This is a genomic window from Pseudomonas sp. 2957, assembly GCF_031456345.1.
In the GTDB taxonomy this organism is placed as follows: Bacteria; Pseudomonadota; Gammaproteobacteria; order Pseudomonadales; family Pseudomonadaceae; genus Aquipseudomonas; species Aquipseudomonas siliginis.
The window spans coordinates 894,450-915,334 of record NZ_JAVDUL010000003.1 but is presented as its reverse complement, the minus strand read 5'-3'; the positions used below and the strand labels follow the sequence as shown (position 1 = coordinate 915,334).

The following is a 20,885-nucleotide window of genomic DNA, read 5'->3' as shown; positions in this document are numbered from 1 at the left end:
CGGCTGTGCCAACAAGCACGCTGCCTGGTGCGCGTCCGCACTGCTAGACTGCAGCGACATCGAATTTTCCAAGGGTGAGTCATGAAGCCTTCTACTGCTCTCGACATGCAAAGGTCCGCCGTCCGAGAAGTGATCGGGCGCTTTCGTGTGGCCAACCCGCGTGTATTTGGTTCAGCATTGCTGGGGACGGATCTGGACGGTAGCGATCTCGATCTGCTGGTTGACCCGCTGCCCGGCACGACGCTTTTTGATCTGGGCGGACTTCAGGTTGAGCTTGAAGACCTGCTGGGTGTTGCGGTCGAGGTGCTGACCCCCGGCGACCTGCCAGTGAAATTTCGTCAGCAGGTGCTTGATCAGGCGCGACCCGTCTAAAGCAGCGATCAAACCAAGTTTTGAGAGCACCTGCCCTTGAGCAGGTGCGTTTTTATCGACTTACGGCATCACCGGCGGCGTATACGCCAATGTCGTCCCCAGCGCCCACAACAGCAGCAGCACCAGCGGCGTGTGCACCAGCAGTTGCACAAACGAGAAGCCTATCAAATCCCGCGCCTTCAACCCGAGCACGCCCAGCAGCGGCAGCATATAGAACGGATTGATCAGGTTCGGCAGGGCTTCGGCGGCGTTGTAGATCTGCACCGCCCAGCCGAGGTGGTACTGCAGGTCATTGGCGACTTGCATCACGTAGGGCGCTTCGATGATCCATTTGCCGCCGCCGGACGGGATGAAGAAACCGAGAATCGCCGAATACACGCCCATCAGCAGCGCATAGGTGTCGTGGGAGGCGATGCTGACAAAGAAAGTCGAGATGTGATGCGCGAGGGTTTGCGCATCGGCGCCTTTGACCGTGGTCATCAGCGCGGCGATCGAGCCGTACAACGGAAACTGGATCAACACGCCAGTGGTGGTCGGCACCGCACGGGCCACCGCATCGAGGAAGCTGCGCGGGCGCCAGTGCAACAGCGCGCCGAGCATGATGAACAGGAAGTTATAGGTGTTCAGGCCGGAAATCGCGGTAATCGCCGGCTTGGTCGAGAACTCGTGGAATAGCCAGCCCGCTGCCAGCAGCACCAGCACAATGATCAGCAACGGGCTGTGTTCCAGCCATTCACCGGGGCGAGTGCGCGGTTGCAGCGGCGGCAGGTTGAACGCCGGGTCGATGCCGCAGGCCTTGGCGTCGCGTGCCGAGTTCGGCCCGGGCGCGGTGGCGTAGGCGATGATGATCGAGATCACGATCAGCGCCAGCAGCATGACCCCGGATTGCCAGAGAAAAATGGTTTCGGTGAACGGGATTACGCCAGTGATCGACAGGATCGACGGCGGCAGGCTGCCCGGGTTGGCCTGCAACTGTGCGGCCGACGATGACAAGCCCAGCGCCCACACCGCGCCGAGGCCCAGGTAAGCAGCGGCACCGGCGGCGCGGTAATCCATCTTCAGATCGGTGCGGCGGGCGAGGGCGCGTACCAGCAGCCCGCCAAATACCAGCGACAGACCCCAATTGAGCAGGGAAGCGACCATCGAAATCAACGCTACCCAGGCCACGGCGGAGCGGCCGTTTTTCGGGATGCGTGCCAGTTTGTCGATCAGTTTGACTGCGGGCGGAGAGCTGGCGACGACGTAGCCGCCGATCACCACGAAGGCCATCTGCATGGTGAACGGGATCAGGCTCCAGAAGCCGTCGCCGAAGGCCATCGCTGCAGCGGTGGGTTTGGCGCCCATGGCCAGAGTGGCCAGCGCAACGATGATCACGGCCAACGCGGCGAATACCCAGGAATCGGGAAACCAGCGTTCGGCAAAACTGGAACAGCACAGGGCAAAGCGCGCGGAGCGGCTATCTTCGATATCAACGGCCACGGGAAGTACCTCGGATTTTTTATGGTTATTTTGATCCGTGGGAGCAGTCGCCCGGCTCGACAGCCACAGAGAACCCTGTGGGAGCGAGCCTGCTCGCGAAGACGTCGGCACATTCAGCATCAGGTTGTCTGAACTGACGCTTTCGCGAGCAGGCTCGCTCCCACATGGGCGGCTGGTCGGTGTTGGCGTGGTCCCTTGGACAGGCGCTAACAGTAAATCAAGCGCCGCCCTTTTGTTGAGCAGGTTTTCGCAAACCGAGACTATGGTCTGACGGGTTGTCGATCCGTGCTTTTGCGTAGACCATGGGCGCCTTGGTTTTTGCCGATGCCTGAGTTCTTTGTCATGACTGCCAACTCCCCAGCCCGACCGGCGCCGTTCAGCCGCTCCGACTACAAGACCCTCGGCCTTGCGGCGCTTGGCGGGGCGCTGGAAATCTACGATTTCATTATCTTCGTATTCTTCGCGCTGACCCTGAGTCAGTTGTTCTTCCCGCCGGAAATGCCGGAGTGGCTGCGTTTGCTGCAAAGCTTCGGCATCTTCGTCACCGGTTATCTGGCGCGGCCTCTGGGCGGGATTCTGATGGCGCATTTCGCCGACCGTCTGGGCCGCAAAAAGGTGTTCAGCCTGAGCATCCTGATGATGGCGCTGCCGTGTCTGCTGATCGGGATCATGCCGACCTACGCACAGATCGGCTATTTCGCGCCCTTGCTGTTGCTGGCGCTGCGCATCCTGCAAGGCGCAGCGGTGGGGGGGGAGGTGCCGAGTGCCTGGGTGTTCGTCGCCGAGCATGCGCCGACCGGCCATCGCGGTTACGCCTTGGGCTTTCTGCAGGCCGGCCTGACGTTCGGTTACTTGATCGGCGCACTCACTGCGACCTTCCTGGCACAGATTTTCACGCCTGCCGAAATTCTCGATTACGCCTGGCGCTATCCGTTTCTGCTCGGCGGCGTGTTCGGCGTGGTGGGCGTTTACCTGCGCCGCTGGCTCAGCGAAACCCCGGTGTTCATGGCCATGGAAGCGCAGCGCGAGGCGCGGGTCGAACTGCCGTTGCGCACGGTGCTGCGTGAACATCGTCTGGCCATGCTGCCGGCCATGTTGCTCACGTGTGTGCTGACCTCGGCGGTGGTGGTGTTCGTGGTCATCACCCCGACGATGATGCAGAAAACCTTCGGCATGACCGCCAGCCACACCTTCGGCCTCAGTGCCTTGGGCATCGTTTTTCTGAATATCGGCTGCGTGATCGCCGGACTGCTGGTCGACCGCATCGGCGCCTGGCGCACGGTCATGCTCTACAGCTTGTTACTGCCGCTGGGCATTGGCGTGTTGTATGGCTGTCTGATCATGGGCGGGCATTGGATCGGCATGGCCTATGCGGTCGCCGGCCTGGCTTGTGGGGTAGTAGGTGCGGTGCCTTCGGTGATGGTCGGGTTGTTCCCGGCGCGGATTCGCGTGTCGGGCATTTCCTTCACCTACAACATTGCCTACGCCGCCTGGGCAAGTATCACACCGCTGTTGCTGATTGGTCTGATGCCGTGGAGCCCATGGATCTGCGTGATCTTCTGTGCAGTGATGGGCGCGGTGGGGGGTGTGACGGCGGCGTATTTCGGTGCGCGCATGCCACGTACCGGACCGTGTCAGGCGGCCGGCGCTGCCTGATCCGCAAGCGCCGGATTATTTTCGACTGACGGGTCTGGAGCTGGCTTCAGAAAAGCTGCGCAAGGCCGATGGCAAGGTTGTATCCGCTAACTACCCTGCCATCGGTGCTTTCCCATGTTCAATAAACGCTTGAAGCAAGAGCTGGCCGCTCTGCGCGAAGAACTCTCCAGCCTTGTACAAGTGAAGGAAAGCCTGGAAAGCGAAATGCTCGCGCTGACCCTTGAGCCCGACGGGCGGATTCGTTCGGTCAACCAGAATTTTCTCGATGAAATGTTCTACAAGAGCCAGGACCTGATCGGCCGGGCAATCGAAGACATCGTGCCGGCCCACGTCAAAACCGACGAATTCCATCAGCGCTTCAAAAACTCGATGAGCCGTGGCGAGCACTTCGCCGGCGCCGTGCGCCTGTTGCGTGGCAATGGCGACGAGGCGTGGCTGCGTTCAATCGTGCAACCGGTGCGCTCGTCTGATGGGCGGATCAGACACATCTCCTTCTACGCCAGTGACCTGACCCGCACCATCGAAGCCTCCCGCGAGCATGAGAACCTGATCGGTGCGCTGGTGCGTTCCACCGCCGTGATTGAATTCGACCTCAACGGCAATGTGCTCAGCGCCAATGATCGCTTCCTCAACGGCATGGGTTACAGCCTGGCGCAGATCAAGGGTAAACATCACCGCACGTTTTGCGCCCCGGAAGAGTACAACAGTGCCGAGTACCAGAACTTCTGGCGGCGCTTGAACAGTGGCGAATTCGTCGCAGGCCGCTTCAAGCGTATCGACAGCCATGGTCGTACGGTGTGGCTGGAAGCGTCCTACAACCCGGTGGTCGATGCCAACGACAGACTGTACAAAGTGGTGAAGTTCGCCACGGTGATTACTGATCAGGTCAACCGCGAGCAGGCGGTTGCCGACGCGGCCAGCATCGCTTACAGCACCTCGCAACAAACCGACAGCACCGCGCAACGGGGCACCACGGTCGTCACCGAAGCGGTGAACGTGATGCGTGATTTGTCGTTGCACATGCAAGCCGCTGGCGAAGGTATCGAGGCGCTCAACGAGCAGTCGCTGGTGATCGGCACGATCGTCAAAACCATCAGCGGCATTGCCGAACAGACCAACCTGCTGGCGCTCAACGCCGCGATCGAAGCCGCCCGGGCCGGCGAGCAGGGCCGTGGTTTTGCCGTGGTCGCGGACGAGGTCCGGCAACTGGCCTCGCGCACCAGCCAGGCGACGGACGAAATCGTCGGCGTGGTACGGCAGAACCAGGAAATGGCCCGCAATGCCGTGGCTCTGATGACCGACGGCAAGCTTCAGGCCGAACAGGGCCTGGCGCTGGCGGCGGAGGCGGGCACGGTGATTGTCGAGATTCAGGACGGTGCGCAGAAAGTGGTGGATGCGGTGGGGCAGTTTGCCAATCAGCTCTCTCACTGATACCGCACTGATCGTTCCCACGCTCTGCGTGGGAATGCCGCCCGGGACGCTCCGCGTTCCTTCGCTGGCGTGACGCAGAGCGTCACAGGATGCATTCCCGCGCAGAGCGTGGGAACGATCACCGAGGGGCAGCGCCGCATCTGCTCGCTCCCACAGGTTCTGTGTTTCGCCAGTGACAGCGCTACAATCGGCTCCTTTTCCCCCGGAGCAGATCCCCATGAGCGACTCCCAACGCCGTCCGGTACCCCTGAACAAAGCCTATCGCCTGCTCAATCACGGGCCGACCGTTCTCGTCAGTGCCGCTCACGACGGGCAGCGCAACATCATGGCCGCCGCCTGGGCCATGCCGCTGGATTTCGAACCGCCGAAAGTCGCCGTCGTCCTCGACAAATCCACCTGGACCCGCCAGTTGCTCGAAGCCTCCGGCACCTTTGTGCTGAACGTGCCTTGCGTCAATCAGGCCGATATCGTGCAAACCGTCGGCAATACGTCCGGCCTGGAAATCACCCGTAACCAGGGGCACGACAAATTTCAGGCGTACGGCCTGCACACCTTTGCCGGCGAACAGGTTGAAGCGCCGCTGCTCGAGGGTTGTGTTGCCTGGCTCGAATGCCGCCTGCTGCCAGAGCCGCGCAATCACGAGCAATACGACCTGTTCCTCGCCGAAGTCATCGCCGCCCAGGCCGATGAGCGTGTGTTCAGCGATGGGCGCTGGCATTTCGAAGGGCAGGATGGATTGCGCACGCTGCATCACGTTGCGGGCGGGCATTTCCTGAAGATTGGGGATGGGGTGGATGGCAAGACGTTGGCGGTCTGATTTATTCCTGGGAGAAGGCCTGCTGCTCGACAGGCCTTTTATCAATGCAGTGTTTCAGTCCCCCAACGCTTCTCCCTCACGCCGAGGATCGGCACCCCCCGTCAAGGTCGCTTTGCCCTGCGCATCCTTCACCCGCACGATCGCTTGGGTGCCGCTGGTCATGTCGATTTCGCTGAGCGTGTGGCCCTTGTCCTTGAGTGCCTGGATCAGCGCCGGGCTGAACTGTCCCTGTTCCAGTTCGGTGGGGCCATTGCGGCTGCCGAAGTTGGGCAGGTTGATCGCACTTTGTGCATCGAGGTTCCAGTCGAGCAGGCCGATGGTGGTTTTGGCTACGTATTCGATGATTTGCGAACCGCCGGGCGAGCCGACCGTGGCGACGAATTCACCAGTGTTGCGATCAAAGATCAGTGTCGGCGCCATCGACGAACGTGGGCGTTTTCCGGGTTCGACGCGGTTGGCGACTTTCTGCCCGTTCTCTTCGGGGATGAACGAGAAGTCGGTCATCTGGTTGTTCAGCAGAAAACCCTGAACCATCAGGTGCGAGCCGAACGCGGCTTCGATGGTGGTGGTCATCGATACTGCGCCGCCGAGATCATCCACCGCCACCACTTGCGAGGTCGAGATGCGCAACGGCGAGCGGTCCGGTGCGTAGGCAACCTGCACGCCCGGCGGTGTGCCCGGTTTGGCGCTGCCCATGCTGCGCTCGCCGATCAGGCTGGCGCGGCTGGCCAGGTAGGCCGGATCGAGCAGACCTTTGACCGGTACCGGGACGAAGTCGGTGTCGGCCACGTATTGCGCACGATCGGCATAGGCCAGACGTTCAGCCTCGGCGATCAGGTGCACTGCTTGCGGCACCGGTTCGATGCCGGCCGGCTTATCGGTTTTCGTTGGTTTGAGCGGGGTCAGCGACAGGCGTGGGGCGCGAGTCTCCAGCGCCTGCAACGTGCCGAGAATCTGCGCCACGGCGATCCCGCCCGACGACGGTGGCGGCATGCCGCAGACCTGCCAACGCTTGTAGTCGGTACACAGCGGCGCGCGCTCCTTGGCCTGATAACGCTGCAAATCGTTCAGCGACAGGCTGCCGGGGTTGGCGTGCTGTTGAACCCTGGCGACGATCTCTTCGGCGATCGGACCTTTGTACAGCGCATCGGCACCTTCGCTGGCGATACGTTTGAACACGGCAGCCAATTTCGGGTTTTGCAGGCGTGTGCCGACAGCTTTGACGCTGCCATCGTCATTGAGGAAGTACGCGGCCATGTCTGGCGACTGGCGTATCAGTGGATCGGCAGTCAGCAGCGAATGCAGGCGCGGGGAAATCGCAAAGCCTTGCTCGGCCAGTTTGATCGCTGGCTCAAACAGCTTCGCCCAAGGCAAGCGACCGTGTTGTCGATGCGCCAGCTCCAGCGCCCGCAATACCCCGGGCGTACCGACCGAGCGCCCGCCGATCTGCGCTTGCGTAAAGGCCATCGGTTTACCGTCAGCCTTCAGGAACAGCTTCTCGGTGGCCCCGGCCGGCGCCGTTTCGCGGCCGTCATAGGTGCGCACCTGCTTGCCATCCCACAACACAATCATCGCCCCGCCACCGATCCCGGAAGACTGCGGCTCAACCAGCGTCAACACCGCCTGCATCGCAATCGCCGCATCAATCGCCGAACCACCCTGACGCAACATCTCCCGCCCGGCTTCGGCCGCGAGTGGATTGGCAGCAGCGGCCATGTGTTTATTGGCATGACGGGTTTGCAGATCAGTGCGGTAACCGGAAGCGGCTTCCGGTGCCAGCGGCAACGAAGAAGAGGGCGGGGCGTTGCATGCGGTGAGGGTCAGAGCGCTGACAAGCAGTGTCAGGGCTGGCAGGTGAAAGCGCTTCAAGGGCTGGGCTGGAAACACGCGGGCTCTCCGTCCGTGGGGTAGAAGTCTTCGGGGACTTTATCGAGTGGGCCGGCGGGGTGCAAACTGCGTGGGGATTACAGCCCTCCCGCTCAGCGGCCGCGCCAATCGATCGGCCGAAAACGATGCCCTTGTGGGAGCGAGCCTGCTCGCGAAAGCGGTAGCTCGGGTGGTGCGATCTTCTTGAGAGTGATGCAGGGTTAGTGAGTCAGAAACTCATTGCTTGAAGCCCGGCAGACCATGGGTAGATCGCCACTTTTTCACGATTTCGGTAATGCTCTCGGCTGTTTGTTGTTTCATATCCTCGGGCCAATAGATAAGGTCAGTGCCCGCTGGGTGCTCACACAGACGTACAAATTCAAACAACAGCGGATCGAGAATCTCGTCTGGGCTTGTGTTGGCTGCAAGAACAGATTGCACAAATTTCAAGAATTCTGCTTCGGTGTAGTCGGATATGTTAGTCATAACGTTCTCAAGTTGAAGTTCCACAGTTCAAATGAAACGGGCGGCAGGATTCATGTCTTGAACCCAGGTAGTCGATTCGCTTCGCGCCATGCCATGACTGTACGAGCTATTCCGGCAGATGTTGTATCTGCTCCGGGCTCGGGGTAGTAGATCAGATCCATCCCGCTCGGATGTCCTACTATCTTGTTGAAGTGCATAATCAATGCATCTGCACGGAGATCTGTCGGCGCTATATCCTCCTTTCTTATTTCATCTATGAGATCAATGAAATCCTGCTCGGTATAGTCGGAAAAGCTGCTTTTGATGAATGGGTCGCTCATGCTATGCCCTTATTTACGGTGTACGTCGACATGGTTTTTGGGTGTGTAGACCCTTAGGTTATCTACGTTGTAGATATCACCACCTTCGGATATCGGTTCCACATGATGAATCTCATGAGAGATCCTTTTCCCTGCTGCATCACCTAAGCGGGCGCGGGGCGCATTTCCGTTGCGCATACGTCGTAGATTATCTTCGCTGACCTGTTGTGCCACTGCGCTGTCTTTTGAGGCAACGGCCCAAAAAGCCCGCCTAAACGAATCAAAACTAGAATATTCGCTCCCTCTGAGTTTATCCGCGATGCTGGTCGGAATAGGGGCGCCACCCTGAGCTTGAGCATGGTCAAGCCAAATACCGCCCACATCCTCACCCACCCCCGTAACGATCCCAGGCGTCTGCCTCGCCGGCCTTGAATAAACCACATACAACGACTTCAGCCCGGTGTCCGCCGGGAACACCAGAATACAATCCTCGGCCGTTACATCCTCGCCCGGCAGTCCCTCAATCTGGCTATCGGTGTTGTCCGGGATCGGGTGGACGAGGATCGGGTCGAGTGCCTCACCGTGGTCGGGATAAACCAGCGGAGGCATCGATCCCAACGGCCCGCGTTGCGGCGTCCAGAGAATGGTGATGCCGTTGAGCTTGGCCTCCATGGCGGTCTTGTCGGCGTTCCACTTGACGTTCACCGTGCGTACGGCGTCGTCGCCAGAGGCGCCGGAGTGGATGCCGTAGACCCGCAGAACACCTTCGGCATCACGACGAAACTGGAAACGCACGCGCGTGGTGGCGCGGCTCATGCGGCGTAGTTCTTCGTCGGTGTGAAGCGTGCCGTCGGCCATTTTGCTCGGCAGCATTCCCAGCACAAACACGCTGGCCGGCCCGCCGGCGCCACGGATGGCCCAGTTCAGGCGCTGTTGCAAAATCCCGCCGCCGGCCAGACGCCCCAAAGCCAGGTCGGCACCTATCGCCGTCGCTACAGCGGTACTGGCGGAGGGCATGAGCATGGCGCCGGCGACCATGATCTTGCCGAAGTTGCTGGCTGGCTCCTTGGCAGTGCCAGCGTCCGTGCGACACCAGTTGTCCGGCGTGCAGGACTTGGCAAAGACCCTGTCTTCGCGTGGCTTGGGCGCAGGCCACTCATCCTTCTCGATGTACACCGGCTCCGGTGCTTTCGGTGGAAGCAAAGTAAACCAGGCCCTGCCACCGCTATACGGATTTAATAACCAGTCATCGTCGAGAAGGTATTTGTATTGAGGCATGCCAACTCCCTGTATGGCGCTGAGTCGAGCCAGGGGAGCTTGTCGGTATAGGAGCGATTCGGGGAGAGAGCGACAGGTGGCTGATGCTACGAAAGATCCGTTTCGTACCAGAGATCTACTTTTTTCTTACGGAGGCATCTGAATTGCATGCAGGGAGCGGGAGGAAAAGGACTTTTCTCGAGGCATAAAAAAACGGCCTACCTTTTGGTAAGCCGTTTTTAGTACTTGGTGGCTACACAGGGACTTGAACCCCGGACCCCAGCATTATGAATGCTATGCTCTAACCAACTGAGCTATGTAGCCAAGTGGCGCGCATTATTCCCCTGAAATGGCAAAGCGTCAAGCGTAAATCGAAAATATTTCTTCCTGTTTTCAACTGCTTATCCTCCAGCCCCGAAAATCGGGGCCGGGGAGGGCGTCAGCGCAGTTGGAATCTGGCGGTATTGGCGCTCAGGGCCTCGCTACCCTGGCTCAAGGTGTCCGCCGCTAGGTTTACGGCGCGTGCGCCTTCGAGCAAACGCACCGCCGCTTGATCGACCTGCTGGATATTGCCGCTGACTTCGTCGGCAGTGCTGGCCTGTTCTTCAACCGCTGTGGCGATTTGCGCCAGGGTGTCGGTGACACTCTGTACGGCGCTGGCGATTTCTCCCAGGCGTTCGCCGAGTCCGGTGACCGCTTCGGCATCCGATTGCGCCTGACCACAGGCGGCTTCCATCAGGCTCACCGCTTCGTTGACCGTGGCGCGCAGGCTGTCGACGGTGCCGGCGATCTGCGCGGTGGACGATTGCGTGCGTTGCGAGAGGCTGCGCACCTCGTCGGCGACCACGGCAAAGCCGCGACCCTGTTCGCCGGCGCGGGCGGCCTCGATGGCGGCGTTGAGCGCGAGCAGGTTGGTCTGCTCGGCGACGCCGCGAATGGTGTCCACGACCAGTTGAATCTGCTGGCCTTGCTCGCTGACCCGGCCGAGCGCGGCGGCGGTGTCGTTCAGGCGCTGATTGAGCTGCTGAATGCTCGCCGTGGTGCGCTGGCTGTCGCGGCTGCTGTCGGCGGCGATGCGCCGGGTTTGCTGGGCGCTGCCGGAGGCCTGTTCGCAACTCTGCGCGACGCCTTGCGAGGTGGCGGCCAATTGCGTGGCGGCAGCGGCGATCTGGCTGATCTGCAATTGCTGCGCTTCGACTTCGCTCAGGGCGCCGCTGGAGTGTTGGTTGAGGCTGCGCACCGCGTTGCTCAACTGCGAGGTCTCGTGGTCGACGCCGAGCATGCTGCTGCGCAATTGCACCACAGCGACGTTGAGCGCGGTGCTGATCGCTGCCAGCTCATCGCGCCCCACCACCGGCACTTGCAGGCTCAGGTTACCGTCGCGCAAGGCTTCGGCTAGCAAGGTGATGCCGCTGGCGCTACGGCGGATCGAGGCTTGCAGGCAAACGAACAGGTATAACGCGGCCAACAGCAGGCAACCGAAGATTGCGGCGACAACAATGAACTGGCGAATCGCCGAGCTGTAATACGCATCGAGCCGCTGATCCAGCGCGACCAGGGATTGCTGGCGCAGGGAAGCGAGGTCGGTGAGCAGCGCGTCGAGGCTGCGTTCGAAGTCCTCTGGCTTGAGGTTGATGCTGCCGCCAAACACACCGTCGTCGAGGACTTTCAGGCCGCTGTCGAGGTGTTTCAGGCTGTCGTGATACTGGCCGGCCCAGGCTTGCAGCTCGGCTGGCAGACGCGCCTCCAGCAGGCCGGCGGTTTTCACCAGTTGCTCGCGGGCGTCCCCGATGCGGCTGCGCAGGTCGCGCAACTGCAGGCGGCTCTGCAGGGTGAACTGCCCGGAGACCACCGAAGCCTGGCCGACCGCGGCGAGACGGCCGACCCGCTCGATCAGGTCCGGTGCGTGTTGCGTGGAAATCTGCGTCAGCAGGTAGGTTTCCAGCCACGGCGCGAGGGTCAGGCGATTGTCCATGACGATCTGCTCGCGCAAGGCTTGCAGCGCGCCCAGGGCATTGGTGAAGCGGTCATAACCGTCCGGCCACCAGCCGACACTGCTGAGGCTTTTCGAATCAAGGCCATTGAGTGCGGTTTGCAGCGCCTGAAAGCGTTCGAGGATTGCGCCGTCGGCGCCTTGCTGGTTCAGGGCATTGCCCAGCTCTGTGGTGGCTTGCAGCACTGCCGGTTGCACGCCGTCGAAGGCGGCCATGGCGGCGAGGGTGGCCGGTGTAGGCTGACGATTGGTCTCGGTGGCGCGCCAGCGGGCGGCGCGGTCGCGTTGAGCGGCGAGCAGGTTGTCCAGCGCATCCAGCGCGAGCAGCTGACGCACGCCGGCACGTTCGCCCGAGATCAGATTGAGCTTCTCGCGATAGTCATGGCCGATCATCAACAGGCTGCCGGCCAGCGGCAGAATGAACAGCAGAAACAACAATTGGAATTTACCTGCGAAGCCAAACCGCCCCAGCAATTTGATCCCCGGTGAAAGGAAAGCCTGCATGCCTCATGACTCCTCTGGACACCACGCACCATTGGCGTGCATCGCGAGCTGTTGGCTCACGACCCGTGCCCTCTAAAAGGCCTCGAAAGTTCACCCTCGCCCGCTCTGTAGGCCGGCTCTGTAGCGAAACTTCCCATTGTCGAGCGCCTTTGTAAGGCGATCGTGTTCAAGGGCAGAAGCAAGGCAAGATTCAGACCATGGCGTTGAGCTATCACCTTCGCCACCAGCGATCCCCTGTAGGAGCTGCCGAAGGCTGCGATCTTTTGACTTTGATGCTTAAAAGCAAGATCAAAAGATCGCAGCCTTCGGCAGCTCCTACGCGAGATAGGAATGTTGGTTAGTTAGCTGGCTAAGGGGATAGCGCGAGCGCACCGAAAAATGGCACATTGACGCACCTGCCTGCGGGCACCCATCTGCTGTCCGGAATTTTCCATGGCTATCAGCAACGTCCAGACCGCCGCTGCCTCGGCGACCGCTGCTCCGCAAAGCAGCCCCTTGGTGATGCGCATCATCGGCGCGGTGGCGCTGGCGCATCTGATCAATGACCTGATCCAGTCGGTGCTGCCGTCGATCTACCCGATGCTCAAGGCCAACTATGGCCTGACCTTCACCCAGGTCGGCCTGATCACCTTGACCTTCCAGTTGACCGCATCGCTGTTGCAGCCGTGGGTCGGTTACCACACTGATCGCCACCCCAAACCGTGGCTTTTGCCGGCGGGCACCGTGTGTACCTTGATCGGCATTCTGATGATGTCGGTGGTCGGCAGCTTCCCATTGATTCTGCTGGCGGCGGCGCTGATTGGTATCGGCTCGTCGACCTTTCACCCGGAAGCCTCGCGTGTTGCGCGGCTGGCCTCGGGCGGCCGGTTTGGTCTGGCGCAATCGACCTTTCAGGTCGGCGGCAATGCCGGCTCCGCGTTCGGCCCATTGCTGGCGGCGGCGATCATCATTCCCTTCGGCCAGGGCAATGTGGCGTGGTTCGGTCTGTTCGCGGTGTTTGCGCTGTTCGTGCTGTACCGCATCAGCCGCTGGTACGCCAATCACCTGAACCTGTTCAAGCTCAAGGCCGGCCAAGCCGCGACGCACGGCTTATCGAAGGGCAGGGTGACCAGTGCGCTGGTGGTGCTCGGGCTGCTGGTGTTCTCCAAGTATTTTTACATGGCCAGTTTCACCAGTTATTTCACCTTCTACCTGATCGAGAAGTTCGACCTGTCGGTGGCGAGTTCACAATTGCACTTGTTCCTGTTTTTGGGCGCAGTGGCGGCGGGGACGTTCTTCGGCGGGCCTATCGGCGACAAGATCGGGCGCAAGGCAGTGATCTGGTTTTCCATCCTGGGGGTGGCGCCATTCACCCTGATCCTGCCGCATGTCGATCTGTTCTGGACCAGCATTCTCAGCGTGGTGATCGGCTTCATTCTGGCGTCGGCATTCTCGGCGATCGTGGTGTACGCGCAGGAACTGGTGCCGGGTAATGTCGGGATGATTGCCGGGATTTTCTTCGGCCTGATGTTCGGTTTCGGCGGGATTGGCGCGGCGCTGCTCGGGCATCTGGCGGATGTGCACGGGATTGAGTACGTGTATTTCCTTTGCTCATTCCTGCCGTTGTTTGGTGTGTTGGCGATCTTTCTCCCGCGTACTAAAAAAGCTTGAGATCAAAAGATCGCAGCCTTCGGCAGCTCCTACAGGGGATAGATGTACATCTGTAGGAGCTGCCGAAGGCTGCGATCTTTTAACAATCTTTCGGGCACAAAAAAGCCGCGTATCAAACGCGGCTTTTTCTTGTGCGGCTGTTGGTTAGACGTTGAAGCGGAAGTGCATCACGTCGCCGTCCTTGACGATGTAATCCTTGCCTTCCAGGCGCCACTTGCCGGCTTCTTTGGCGCCGGCTTCGCCCTTGTACTGGATGAAGTCGTTGTAGGCGATGACTTCGGCACGGATGAAGCCTTTTTCGAAGTCGGTGTGGATCACGCCGGCGGCCTGTGGTGCGGTGGCACCGACCTTGACGGTCCAGGCGCGGACTTCTTCGACACCGGCGGTGAAGTAGGTCTGCAGGTGCAGCATTTCGTAACCGGCGCGGATCACGCGGTTCAGGCCAGGCTCTTCCAGGCCCAGCGCTTCGAGGAACATGTCCTTCTCTTCGCCGTCGTCGAGCTCGGCGATTTCCGCTTCGATCTTGTTGCACACCGGAACCACCATGGCGCCTTCTTCTTCGGCAATGGCCTTGACCACGTCCAGGTGCGGGTTGTTCTCGAAACCGTCTTCGGCAACGTTGGCGATGTACATGACCGGCTTGGTGGTCAGCAGGTGGAAGCCCTTGATCACGGCTTTCTCGTCCGCGCTCATGTTCTTCATCAGGCTGCGTGCCGGTTTGGCTTCGGTGAAGTGCGCGATCAGTTGCTCGAGCAGAGCCTTCTGAACCACGGCGTCCTTGTCACCGCCCTTGGCGTTGCGCGCGACTTTCTGCAGTTGTTTCTCGCAGCTGTCGAGGTCGGCGAAGATCAGTTCAAGGTCGATGATTTCGATGTCGCGTTTCGGGTCGACGCTGTTGGACACGTGGATCACGTTGTCGTCTTCGAAGCAGCGCACCACGTGAGCGATAGCGTCGGTTTCGCGGATGTTGGCCAGGAACTTGTTGCCCAGGCCTTCACCTTTCGAGGCACCGGCGACGAGGCCGGCGATGTCGACGAATTCCATGGTGGTCGGCAGGATGCGCTTGGGATTGACGATGGCCGCCAGCGCTTCCAGGCGTGGATCAGGCATCGGCACGATGCCGCTGTTCGGCTCGATGGTGCAGAAGGGGAAGTTCTCGGCCGCGATACCGGATTTGGTCAGGGCGTTGAACAGGGTGGACTTGCCGACGTTAGGCAGGCCGACGATGCCGCAATTGAATCCCATGGTGTTTCCCCTCGGGTAAAAGTCAGGCCTTCTGGCTGTGCAGGTTTTTCATCGCGCGGTTCCATTCCCCGGCGAGGATATCCGGCAGCACGCCGAGGGCAAAGTCGATGCTGGCATCGAGTTTTTCCTGTTCGGCGCGTGGCGCACGACCCAGGACGAAATTTGAAACCATACTGGCAACGCCCGGGTGGCCGATGCCAAGCCGCAGGCGGTAGAACGTATTCTGATTGCCCAGTTGCGCAATGATGTCGCGCAACCCGTTGTGACCGCCATGGCCGCCGCCCTGCTTGAGCTTGGCAACGCCCGGAGGCAAGTCGAGTTCGTCATGCGCCACGAGGATTTCTTCAGGCTTGATGCGGAAGAAACCGGCGAGTGCCGCCACGGCCTGGCCGCTGCGGTTCATGTAGGTGGTGGGAATCAGCAGACGAACATCCTGACCCTGATGCGAGTAGCGCCCGGTCAGGCCGAAATATTTGCGATCGGCCACGAGATTCACATTCTGTGCGTGGGCGATGCGCTCAACAAAAAGGGCCCCTGCGTTATGCCGGGTCTGTTCGTATTCAGCGCCTGGATTTCCCAGGCCAACGATCAGTTTGATGGCAGTCACGATAGGGGCCCTTCCTTGGAGTGGTGGATAACATCGCCGCGATCGGGGAAAGCGGCGAAAGTGGACGAAAAATGCTCATTTACCATGGATGTAAACTCCGCGTTCTCGCCCGCTTTCTCGCTACGTTCCAGTCCGCGATGTTACTTGCTCACTCCCCGGCATGACAGAGTGAATTACTCTGCTTCGCCTTCTTCGGCAGGTTCTGCAGCAACACGTGGAGCGTGGACGTTGGCAACAGCCTTGTCATCGCCGTGTGCCAGAGCAACGAACTCAACACCTTTAGGAGCTTTGAGGTCCGACAGGTGAATGATGGTGCCGATTTCTGCTTTCGACAGATCGACTTCGATGAACTCAGGCAGATCTTTTGGCAGGCAGGTCACTTCGATTTCAGCAACAACGTGCGAAACTTCGCCGCCTTTCTTCACTGGAGCTTCTTCGCCAACAAAGTGTACAGGCACGATGGCGGTCAGTTTCTGGCCGGCAACAACGCGTACGAAGTCAGCGTGCATCACGTGGCCTTTGGCCGGGTGACGCTGCAGCGCCTTGATGATGACGTTCTGCTTGGTGCCACCAACGTTCAGCTCGATGATGTGGCTGTAAGCCGCTTCGTTTTCGAGCAGTTTGGCAACTTCTTTGGCCAGCATGCTGATGGATTCAGGGGCTTTGTCGCCACCGTAAACAACAGCTGGAACCAGAGCGGCGAGACGACGCAGGCGGCGGCTCGCACCTTTCCCCAGGTCGGAACGCACTTCAGCATTCAGAGTAAAATCGTTCATTTTGTATCTCCAAAATAGCCATGACCGAGTGGCGTTTGCGACCAGCGCCGAACACGGTATGGGCAAAAAAGCCCCGCCCCGACAGGAATGCCGGGGCGGGGCGCTTTTCGTCAACGAGACATTTCGCGAAGGGCAGGGCCCTTAACGGAACATCGCGCTGATCGATTCTTCATTGCTGATGCGGCGAACCGCTTCGGCAACAACCGGTGCGATATCCAGTTGACGGATACGTGCACAGGCTTGTGCTGCAGCGGACAGCGGGATGGTGTTAGTGACCACCAGCTCGTCCAGCACGGAATTTTCGATATTCTCGATGGCCCGGCCCGACAGCACAGGGTGTGTGCAGTAGGCAAAGACCTTGGCTGCGCCATGCTCTTTCAGGGCCTTGGCCGCGTGGCACAGGGTGCCGGCGGTATCGACCATGTCATCGACCAGAATACAGGTACGCCCTTCGACATCACCGATGATATGCATCACTTCAGAGTGATTGGCTTTCTCACGGCGTTTGTCGATGATCCCGAGATCGACGCCCAGCGACTTGGCAACAGCCCGTGCACGCACGACGCCACCAATGTCCGGAGACACGATCATCAGGTTTTCGAAGCGCTGATCTTCGATGTCATCCACCAGAACCGGGGAGCCGTAGATGTTATCTACCGGAATATCGAAGAAGCCCTGAATCTGGTCAGCATGCAGATCAACCGTGAGAACACGGTCGATGCCGACTACGGTAAGCATGTCAGCAACGACTTTCGCGCTGATAGCCACACGTGCGGAACGCGGACGGCGATCCTGACGGGCATAACCAAAATAAGGAATAACAGCAGTGATACGAGTAGCTGAGGAGCGGCGGAAGGCATCAGCCATCACTACCAGTTCCATCAGGTTATCGTTGGTCGGAGCGCAGGTCGGCTGAATAATGAAGACGTCTTTACCGCGAACGTTTTCATTGATCTCGGCTGTGATTTCGCCGTCGGAAAACTTGCCGACAGAGATGTCACCGAGAGGGATATGCAGCTGACGTACGACACGCCGAGCCAGATCGGGGTTGGCATTCCCCGTAAAGACCATCATCTTGGACACGCGCAGTACCTAGAGGCTGAGGGTAACCTGGATGAGTAGAGAAAATGGCAGGGGCGGCTGGATTCGAACCAACGCATGGCAGGATCAAAACCTGCTGCCTTACCGCTTGGCGACGCCCCTGTATCTGTTGCTTTCAAGTGCCGGGCACTTGATTCCTTTAGAGCAGACTTTGCAGCTTGCGATGCAACATCGAAACGTTGCTTCCTTTCGCTACAAACCCTGTAAGGGTCTCTGTCAGAAGGGCCGAGACTTTATCAGCTTCAGCTTTGCTTGGGAAGCCCCCAAACACACAACTTCCAGTTCCGGTGAGCTTTGCTTCGGTAAATTTACCTAACAAATCCAATGCGTTACGTACCTCTGGATAACGCCTTGCGACCACCGGCAAGCAGTCATTTCGACTGTTTCCCTCGGGAACGGGGCGCACTTTAATGGGCGGTGTGTTACGTGTCAACAAAGGATCGGAAAAAATTTCTGCCGTACTAACAGCGACTTGCGGCACGAGCACCAGATACCACGGTTCTTCGGGGTCGACCGGGGTCAGTTTCTCGCCGACGCCCTCGGCAAATGCCGCATGGCCACGGACGAACACTGGTACGTCGGCACCGAGTGACAGGCCCAGTTCCGCCAGACGATCTTCATCCCAGCCCAACTGCCAGAGATGGTTGAGGCCGAGCAAAGTCGTCGCCGCATTCGAACTGCCGCCACCGATGCCGCCGCCCATGGGCAGCACCTTGTCGATCCAGATGTCGATACCGAGCGCGCAGGCGGACTGTTGCTGCAACATCTTCGCCGCGCGCACGATCAGGTTGCTGTCGTGGGGCACGCCGGCGAACTCGGTGTGCAGCTGAATCACGCCGTCATCGCGCACGGCGAAAGTGATTTCATCGCCATAATCGAGGAACTGAAACAGCGTCTGCAATTCGTGATAACCGTCTTCACGGCGACCGAGAATGTGCAGCATCAAGTTGAGTTTGGCCGGCGAGGGCAGGGTCAGGCGTGCAGCGGTCATGCTTTATTGCCCCAACTTGCGCGGTTGCCAGGTTTTGATCACCAGCGTCACGTCAAGGTCGGTGCCGTGCAGCTTGATGCGCTCGGGCAGCCAATAACCATTCTGTTCGGTGTAGGCGGTGTATTCGACTTTCCAGCCGTCCTGCTCAAGGCTGGCCAGACGGCTGTCGGCGTCCAGATTCAAGCGACTCTTGCTTTCCGGGGCTGGCAGGCCGCGAACCCACCAGGCCAGATTCGACACCGGCAGTTTCCAGCCCAGCTGTTCTTCGAGCAGGGCTTCAGGAGATTGCGATTCGTAGCGGCCCTGGTTGGCGACTTCCAGTGATACTTTGCCCGGACGCCCGGTCAGGCGTGCCGCACCACGACCCAGCGGGCCGGACAGGCGAATGTCGTAGTAGTCCTGACGCTGCAGCCAGAACAGCGTGCCGCTGCCGGAATCTTTCGGCGCGCGGATGCCGATCTTGCCGTCGATCTGCCAGCCATCGAGGCCGGTCAGTTGCTGTTTATTCGCCGCCCACTGGGCCGGGCTGCCGTGGCCCTCGACCGATTCGCGAGTGCCGAAACCCGAACAGCCGGCGAGCAGGGCGATGAAGCTGAAAACAATAACGTGGCGCAAAAGCATGGTTTAAAGATTCTCGGATCCGGTCAGGCGCTTGATGGTGCTGCGCAGAATGGTGCTGTCGGGCTGATCCTTGAGGAACTTGCCCCACACTTGTTTGGCTTCGCGCTGATTGCCCTTGGCCCAGAGGACTTCGCCCAGGTGCGCGGCGACTTCGTGGTCAGGGAAACGCTCGAGCGCCTGGCGCAGGTATTTCTCCGCGTCGTCCAGATTGCCCAGGCGATAGTTCACCCAGCCGAGGCTGTCGAGTACCGCCGGGTCTTCCGGATTGATCTGGTGCGCCTGCTCGATCAGCGTTTTTGCTTCAGCGTAGCGGGTGGTGCGATCGGACAAGGTGTAGCCCAGCGCATTCAGCGCCATGGCGTTGTCCGGGTCGCGCTTGATGATCAGGCGCAGGTCTTTCTCCATTTGCGCCAGATCATTGCGTTTTTCCGCGAGCATGGCGCGGGTGTAGAGCAGATTGAGATCGTCCGGGTATTTCTGCAGCGCTTGTTGCAGAACTTTCCAGGCCTTGTCGTCCTGTTTATTGGCCGACAGGGTTTCCGACTCGATCAGATACAGCTGGATCGCGTAATCCGGTTGCTCGTCACGCTCGGCCGCCAGCTTGCTCTGCGCTTCGACGGTTTTGCCGTTGCTCATCAGGATATCGGCCTGACGCAGCTGTGCCGGCAGATAGTCATTGCCCGGGCCGACCTGGGCGTATTCGATGAGCGCGCCTTGCGGGTCATTGCGTTCTTCGGCAATCCGGCCGAGATTCAGATGCGCTGAATCGACGTGGCTTTCGCGAGCGATCAGGTCTTCCAGATAGCCCTTGGCCTCATCCCACGCCTTGGCTTCCAGGCACACCAGTGCCAGCGAGTAACGCAGTTCATCGTCTTCCGGGTATTGCTGAACGAGCGTGGAGAATTCTGCCTTGGCGTCGTCCATGCGGTCCTGTTCAACCAGCATGCGCGCGTAGGTCAGGCGCAGGCGCTTGTCTTCCGGGTATTTTCTGATGCTTTTTTGCAACAGCGGCAGCGCTTCGTCGCCACGGTTGAGCAATTGAAGCAGGCGCGCACGCAGCAGGATCGGTGCGATCTCGCCATCTTCCGGAGGATTGTCTTCAAGCAGAGTCAGCGCACCTTGATTGTCGCCGTCTTGCTGGAGCAGCAGAGCCTTGCCGAAAATCAGCTGATTGTTGTTCGGGTGGCGCTCAAGCAAACGGTCGAAGCTTTTCATCAGGCCGTTGCGGGTTTCCTGATCGGTGTCGGCGGCCGACAGCGCGAGGAAATCGAAATGGGTGTCGCCCTTGCCCTGCAGGACTTTCTCCATGTAGACCATGGAGTCGTCGTAACGCCCGGCGCGGGCCAGTTGCACGGCGGCGGCGCGTTGCGCTTCGAGATCGTCCGGGGCATTGCGGGCCCAGATCAGCGCGGTGTCGAGGGCCGGTTGATCGGCGCCCAGATATTCGGCGATGCGGAACGCACGCTCGGAAACGCCCGGATCCTGGGTGTTGATGGCCTGGGTCACGTAATTGTCCAGGGCAATGTCGAAACGATTGCGCTGGCCAGCGAGTTCGGCGCTCAGCAGACTGAACACGGTTTCCTCGCTGAACGAGCCGTAAACCTTGGGCTTTTCAGGCGCGGGCGTGGTGTCTTCGACCGGCGGGGTGCCGTCCGGCGCAACGGGCGCCATGGCCTGGCAGCCGCTGAGGAAGACAAAAGCGAGGAGCAACGCGGAGGATCTATTCATATAGGA

The 20,885-nt window shown here is 60.0% G+C and carries 18 protein-coding genes, 2 tRNA genes and 1 pseudogene; 6 read left to right on the top strand and 15 right to left on the bottom strand.

Features of this window, described 5'->3' with window-relative positions; genetic code table 11:
* Positions 1–81: 81 nt before the first annotated feature.
* Positions 82–372: a nucleotidyltransferase family protein gene (locus tag J2Y39_RS14605; protein ID WP_042609686.1), complete on the top strand. Its 291-nt coding sequence runs from the start codon at positions 82–84 to the stop codon at positions 370–372.
* 60 nt (positions 373–432) lie between these two features.
* On the opposite strand, the gene J2Y39_RS14600 is transcribed toward J2Y39_RS14605, so the two are convergent.
* Positions 433–1,851: a TIGR00366 family protein gene (locus J2Y39_RS14600; protein ID WP_310218382.1), complete on the bottom strand. Its 1,419-nt coding sequence runs from the start codon at positions 1,849–1,851 to the stop codon at positions 433–435.
* Positions 1,852–2,193: 342 nt separating this feature from the next.
* On the opposite strand from J2Y39_RS14600, the gene J2Y39_RS14595 reads away from it, so the two are divergent.
* The 4 genes and pseudogenes from J2Y39_RS14595 (at position 2,194) to J2Y39_RS14585 (ending at position 5,755) form a co-directional block, all read left to right on the top strand.
* Positions 2,194–3,507, top strand: a complete 1,314-nt coding sequence (locus J2Y39_RS14595) for an MFS transporter (protein WP_310218380.1) — start codon at positions 2,194–2,196, stop codon at positions 3,505–3,507.
* Between the two features lie 114 nt (positions 3,508–3,621).
* Positions 3,622–4,398, top strand: a pseudogene (locus J2Y39_RS26545) (PAS domain-containing protein); the annotation flags it as partial.
* Positions 4,378–4,938 carry a methyl-accepting chemotaxis protein gene (locus J2Y39_RS26540; protein WP_371915156.1) on the top strand — a complete coding sequence of 187 codons (561 nt, stop codon included), beginning with the start codon at positions 4,378–4,380 and terminating at the stop codon, positions 4,936–4,938. The pseudogene J2Y39_RS26545 and the gene J2Y39_RS26540, both read left to right, overlap by 21 nt.
* Before the next feature lie 217 nt (positions 4,939–5,155).
* A complete protein-coding gene (locus J2Y39_RS14585; RefSeq protein WP_236168893.1) occupies positions 5,156–5,755 on the top strand; it encodes a flavin reductase family protein in 600 nt (199 codons plus the stop codon).
* Positions 5,756–5,809: 54 nt separating this feature from the next.
* Here J2Y39_RS14585 and ggt read toward each other — a convergent pair whose 3' ends face one another.
* From ggt to J2Y39_RS14555, 6 genes are all read right to left on the bottom strand, one after another.
* The gene (gene ggt, locus J2Y39_RS14580) at positions 5,810–7,642 is read right to left on the bottom strand and encodes a gamma-glutamyltransferase (RefSeq protein WP_310218375.1); all 1,833 of its coding nucleotides are present in this window, start codon (positions 7,640–7,642) and stop codon (positions 5,810–5,812) included.
* A gap of 216 nt (positions 7,643–7,858) precedes the next feature.
* The gene (locus J2Y39_RS14575; protein WP_150638764.1) at positions 7,859–8,107 is read right to left on the bottom strand and encodes a bacteriocin immunity protein; all 249 of its coding nucleotides are present in this window, start codon (positions 8,105–8,107) and stop codon (positions 7,859–7,861) included.
* Positions 8,108–8,157: 50 nt separating this feature from the next.
* Positions 8,158–8,427 (bottom strand): bacteriocin immunity protein, encoded by a 270-nt coding sequence (locus J2Y39_RS14570; protein ID WP_095181649.1) that lies wholly within the window; start codon positions 8,425–8,427, stop codon positions 8,158–8,160.
* Between the two features lie 9 nt (positions 8,428–8,436).
* Positions 8,437–9,684 (bottom strand): S-type pyocin domain-containing protein, encoded by a 1,248-nt coding sequence (locus J2Y39_RS14565; protein ID WP_095181650.1) that lies wholly within the window; start codon positions 9,682–9,684, stop codon positions 8,437–8,439.
* Positions 9,685–9,910: 226 nt separating this feature from the next.
* Positions 9,911–9,987: transfer RNA gene (locus J2Y39_RS14560), tRNA-Met, on the bottom strand.
* A 115-nt stretch (positions 9,988–10,102) separates the two neighbouring features.
* Positions 10,103–12,160: a methyl-accepting chemotaxis protein gene (locus tag J2Y39_RS14555; protein WP_095181651.1), complete on the bottom strand. Its 2,058-nt coding sequence runs from the start codon at positions 12,158–12,160 to the stop codon at positions 10,103–10,105.
* Positions 12,161–12,592: 432 nt separating this feature from the next.
* Here J2Y39_RS14555 and J2Y39_RS14550 point away from each other — a divergent pair, with 432 nt between their 5' ends.
* Positions 12,593–13,810 (top strand): MFS transporter, encoded by a 1,218-nt coding sequence (locus J2Y39_RS14550; RefSeq protein ID WP_039761258.1) that lies wholly within the window; start codon positions 12,593–12,595, stop codon positions 13,808–13,810.
* A gap of 144 nt (positions 13,811–13,954) precedes the next feature.
* On the opposite strand, the gene ychF is transcribed toward J2Y39_RS14550, so the two are convergent.
* From ychF to J2Y39_RS14510, 8 genes are all read right to left on the bottom strand, one after another.
* Positions 13,955–15,055 carry a redox-regulated ATPase YchF gene (gene ychF, locus J2Y39_RS14545; protein WP_016773202.1) on the bottom strand — a complete coding sequence of 367 codons (1,101 nt, stop codon included), beginning with the start codon at positions 15,053–15,055 and terminating at the stop codon, positions 13,955–13,957.
* Positions 15,056–15,077: 22 nt separating this feature from the next.
* Positions 15,078–15,662, bottom strand: a complete 585-nt coding sequence (pth, locus tag J2Y39_RS14540; RefSeq protein WP_016773203.1) for an aminoacyl-tRNA hydrolase — start codon at positions 15,660–15,662, stop codon at positions 15,078–15,080.
* Between the two features lie 173 nt (positions 15,663–15,835).
* Positions 15,836–16,438, bottom strand: coding sequence for a 50S ribosomal protein L25/general stress protein Ctc (locus J2Y39_RS14535; RefSeq protein WP_056790308.1), 603 nt, complete (start codon positions 16,436–16,438; stop codon positions 15,836–15,838).
* 141 nt (positions 16,439–16,579) lie between these two features.
* Complete coding sequence (locus J2Y39_RS14530) at positions 16,580–17,521, bottom strand: ribose-phosphate pyrophosphokinase (RefSeq protein ID WP_003171603.1); 942 nt, start codon at positions 17,519–17,521, stop codon at positions 16,580–16,582.
* Positions 17,522–17,566: 45 nt separating this feature from the next.
* A tRNA-Gln gene (locus J2Y39_RS14525) sits at positions 17,567–17,641 on the bottom strand.
* Between the two features lie 37 nt (positions 17,642–17,678).
* Positions 17,679–18,530 (bottom strand): 4-(cytidine 5'-diphospho)-2-C-methyl-D-erythritol kinase, encoded by an 852-nt coding sequence (ispE, locus tag J2Y39_RS14520; RefSeq protein ID WP_136492711.1) that lies wholly within the window; start codon positions 18,528–18,530, stop codon positions 17,679–17,681.
* Between the two features lie 3 nt (positions 18,531–18,533).
* Complete coding sequence (gene lolB, locus J2Y39_RS14515; protein ID WP_016773207.1) at positions 18,534–19,151, bottom strand: lipoprotein insertase outer membrane protein LolB; 618 nt, start codon at positions 19,149–19,151, stop codon at positions 18,534–18,536.
* A gap of 3 nt (positions 19,152–19,154) precedes the next feature.
* A complete protein-coding gene (locus J2Y39_RS14510) occupies positions 19,155–20,879 on the bottom strand; it encodes a tetratricopeptide repeat protein (RefSeq protein ID WP_310218367.1) in 1,725 nt (574 codons plus the stop codon).
* Positions 20,880–20,885: the final 6 nt, after the last annotated feature.

Excerpts from the sequence above, each read along its gene's own strand:
- J2Y39_RS14550 (WP_039761258.1), top strand. The coding sequence starts at position 12,593 with ATGGCTATCAGCAACGTCCAGACCGCCGCTGCCTCGGCGACCGCTGCT.
- J2Y39_RS14605 (WP_042609686.1), top strand. The coding sequence starts at position 82 with ATGAAGCCTTCTACTGCTCTCGACATGCAAAGGTCCGCCGTCCGAGAA.
- lolB (WP_016773207.1), bottom strand. The coding sequence starts at position 19,151 with ATGCTTTTGCGCCACGTTATTGTTTTCAGCTTCATCGCCCTGCTCGCC.
- J2Y39_RS14535 (WP_056790308.1), bottom strand. The coding sequence starts at position 16,438 with ATGAACGATTTTACTCTGAATGCTGAAGTGCGTTCCGACCTGGGGAAA.
- ychF (WP_016773202.1), bottom strand. The coding sequence starts at position 15,055 with ATGGGATTCAATTGCGGCATCGTCGGCCTGCCTAACGTCGGCAAGTCC.
- J2Y39_RS14595 (WP_310218380.1), top strand. The coding sequence starts at position 2,194 with ATGACTGCCAACTCCCCAGCCCGACCGGCGCCGTTCAGCCGCTCCGAC.
- J2Y39_RS14565 (WP_095181650.1), bottom strand. The coding sequence starts at position 9,684 with ATGCCTCAATACAAATACCTTCTCGACGATGACTGGTTATTAAATCCG.
- ispE (WP_136492711.1), bottom strand. The coding sequence starts at position 18,530 with ATGACCGCTGCACGCCTGACCCTGCCCTCGCCGGCCAAACTCAACTTG.
- J2Y39_RS14585 (WP_236168893.1), top strand. The coding sequence starts at position 5,156 with ATGAGCGACTCCCAACGCCGTCCGGTACCCCTGAACAAAGCCTATCGC.
- J2Y39_RS14510 (WP_310218367.1), bottom strand. The coding sequence starts at position 20,879 with ATGAATAGATCCTCCGCGTTGCTCCTCGCTTTTGTCTTCCTCAGCGGC.
- J2Y39_RS14575 (WP_150638764.1), bottom strand. The coding sequence starts at position 8,107 with ATGACTAACATATCCGACTACACCGAAGCAGAATTCTTGAAATTTGTG.
- J2Y39_RS14555 (WP_095181651.1), bottom strand. The coding sequence starts at position 12,160 with ATGCAGGCTTTCCTTTCACCGGGGATCAAATTGCTGGGGCGGTTTGGC.
- J2Y39_RS14570 (WP_095181649.1), bottom strand. The coding sequence starts at position 8,427 with ATGAGCGACCCATTCATCAAAAGCAGCTTTTCCGACTATACCGAGCAG.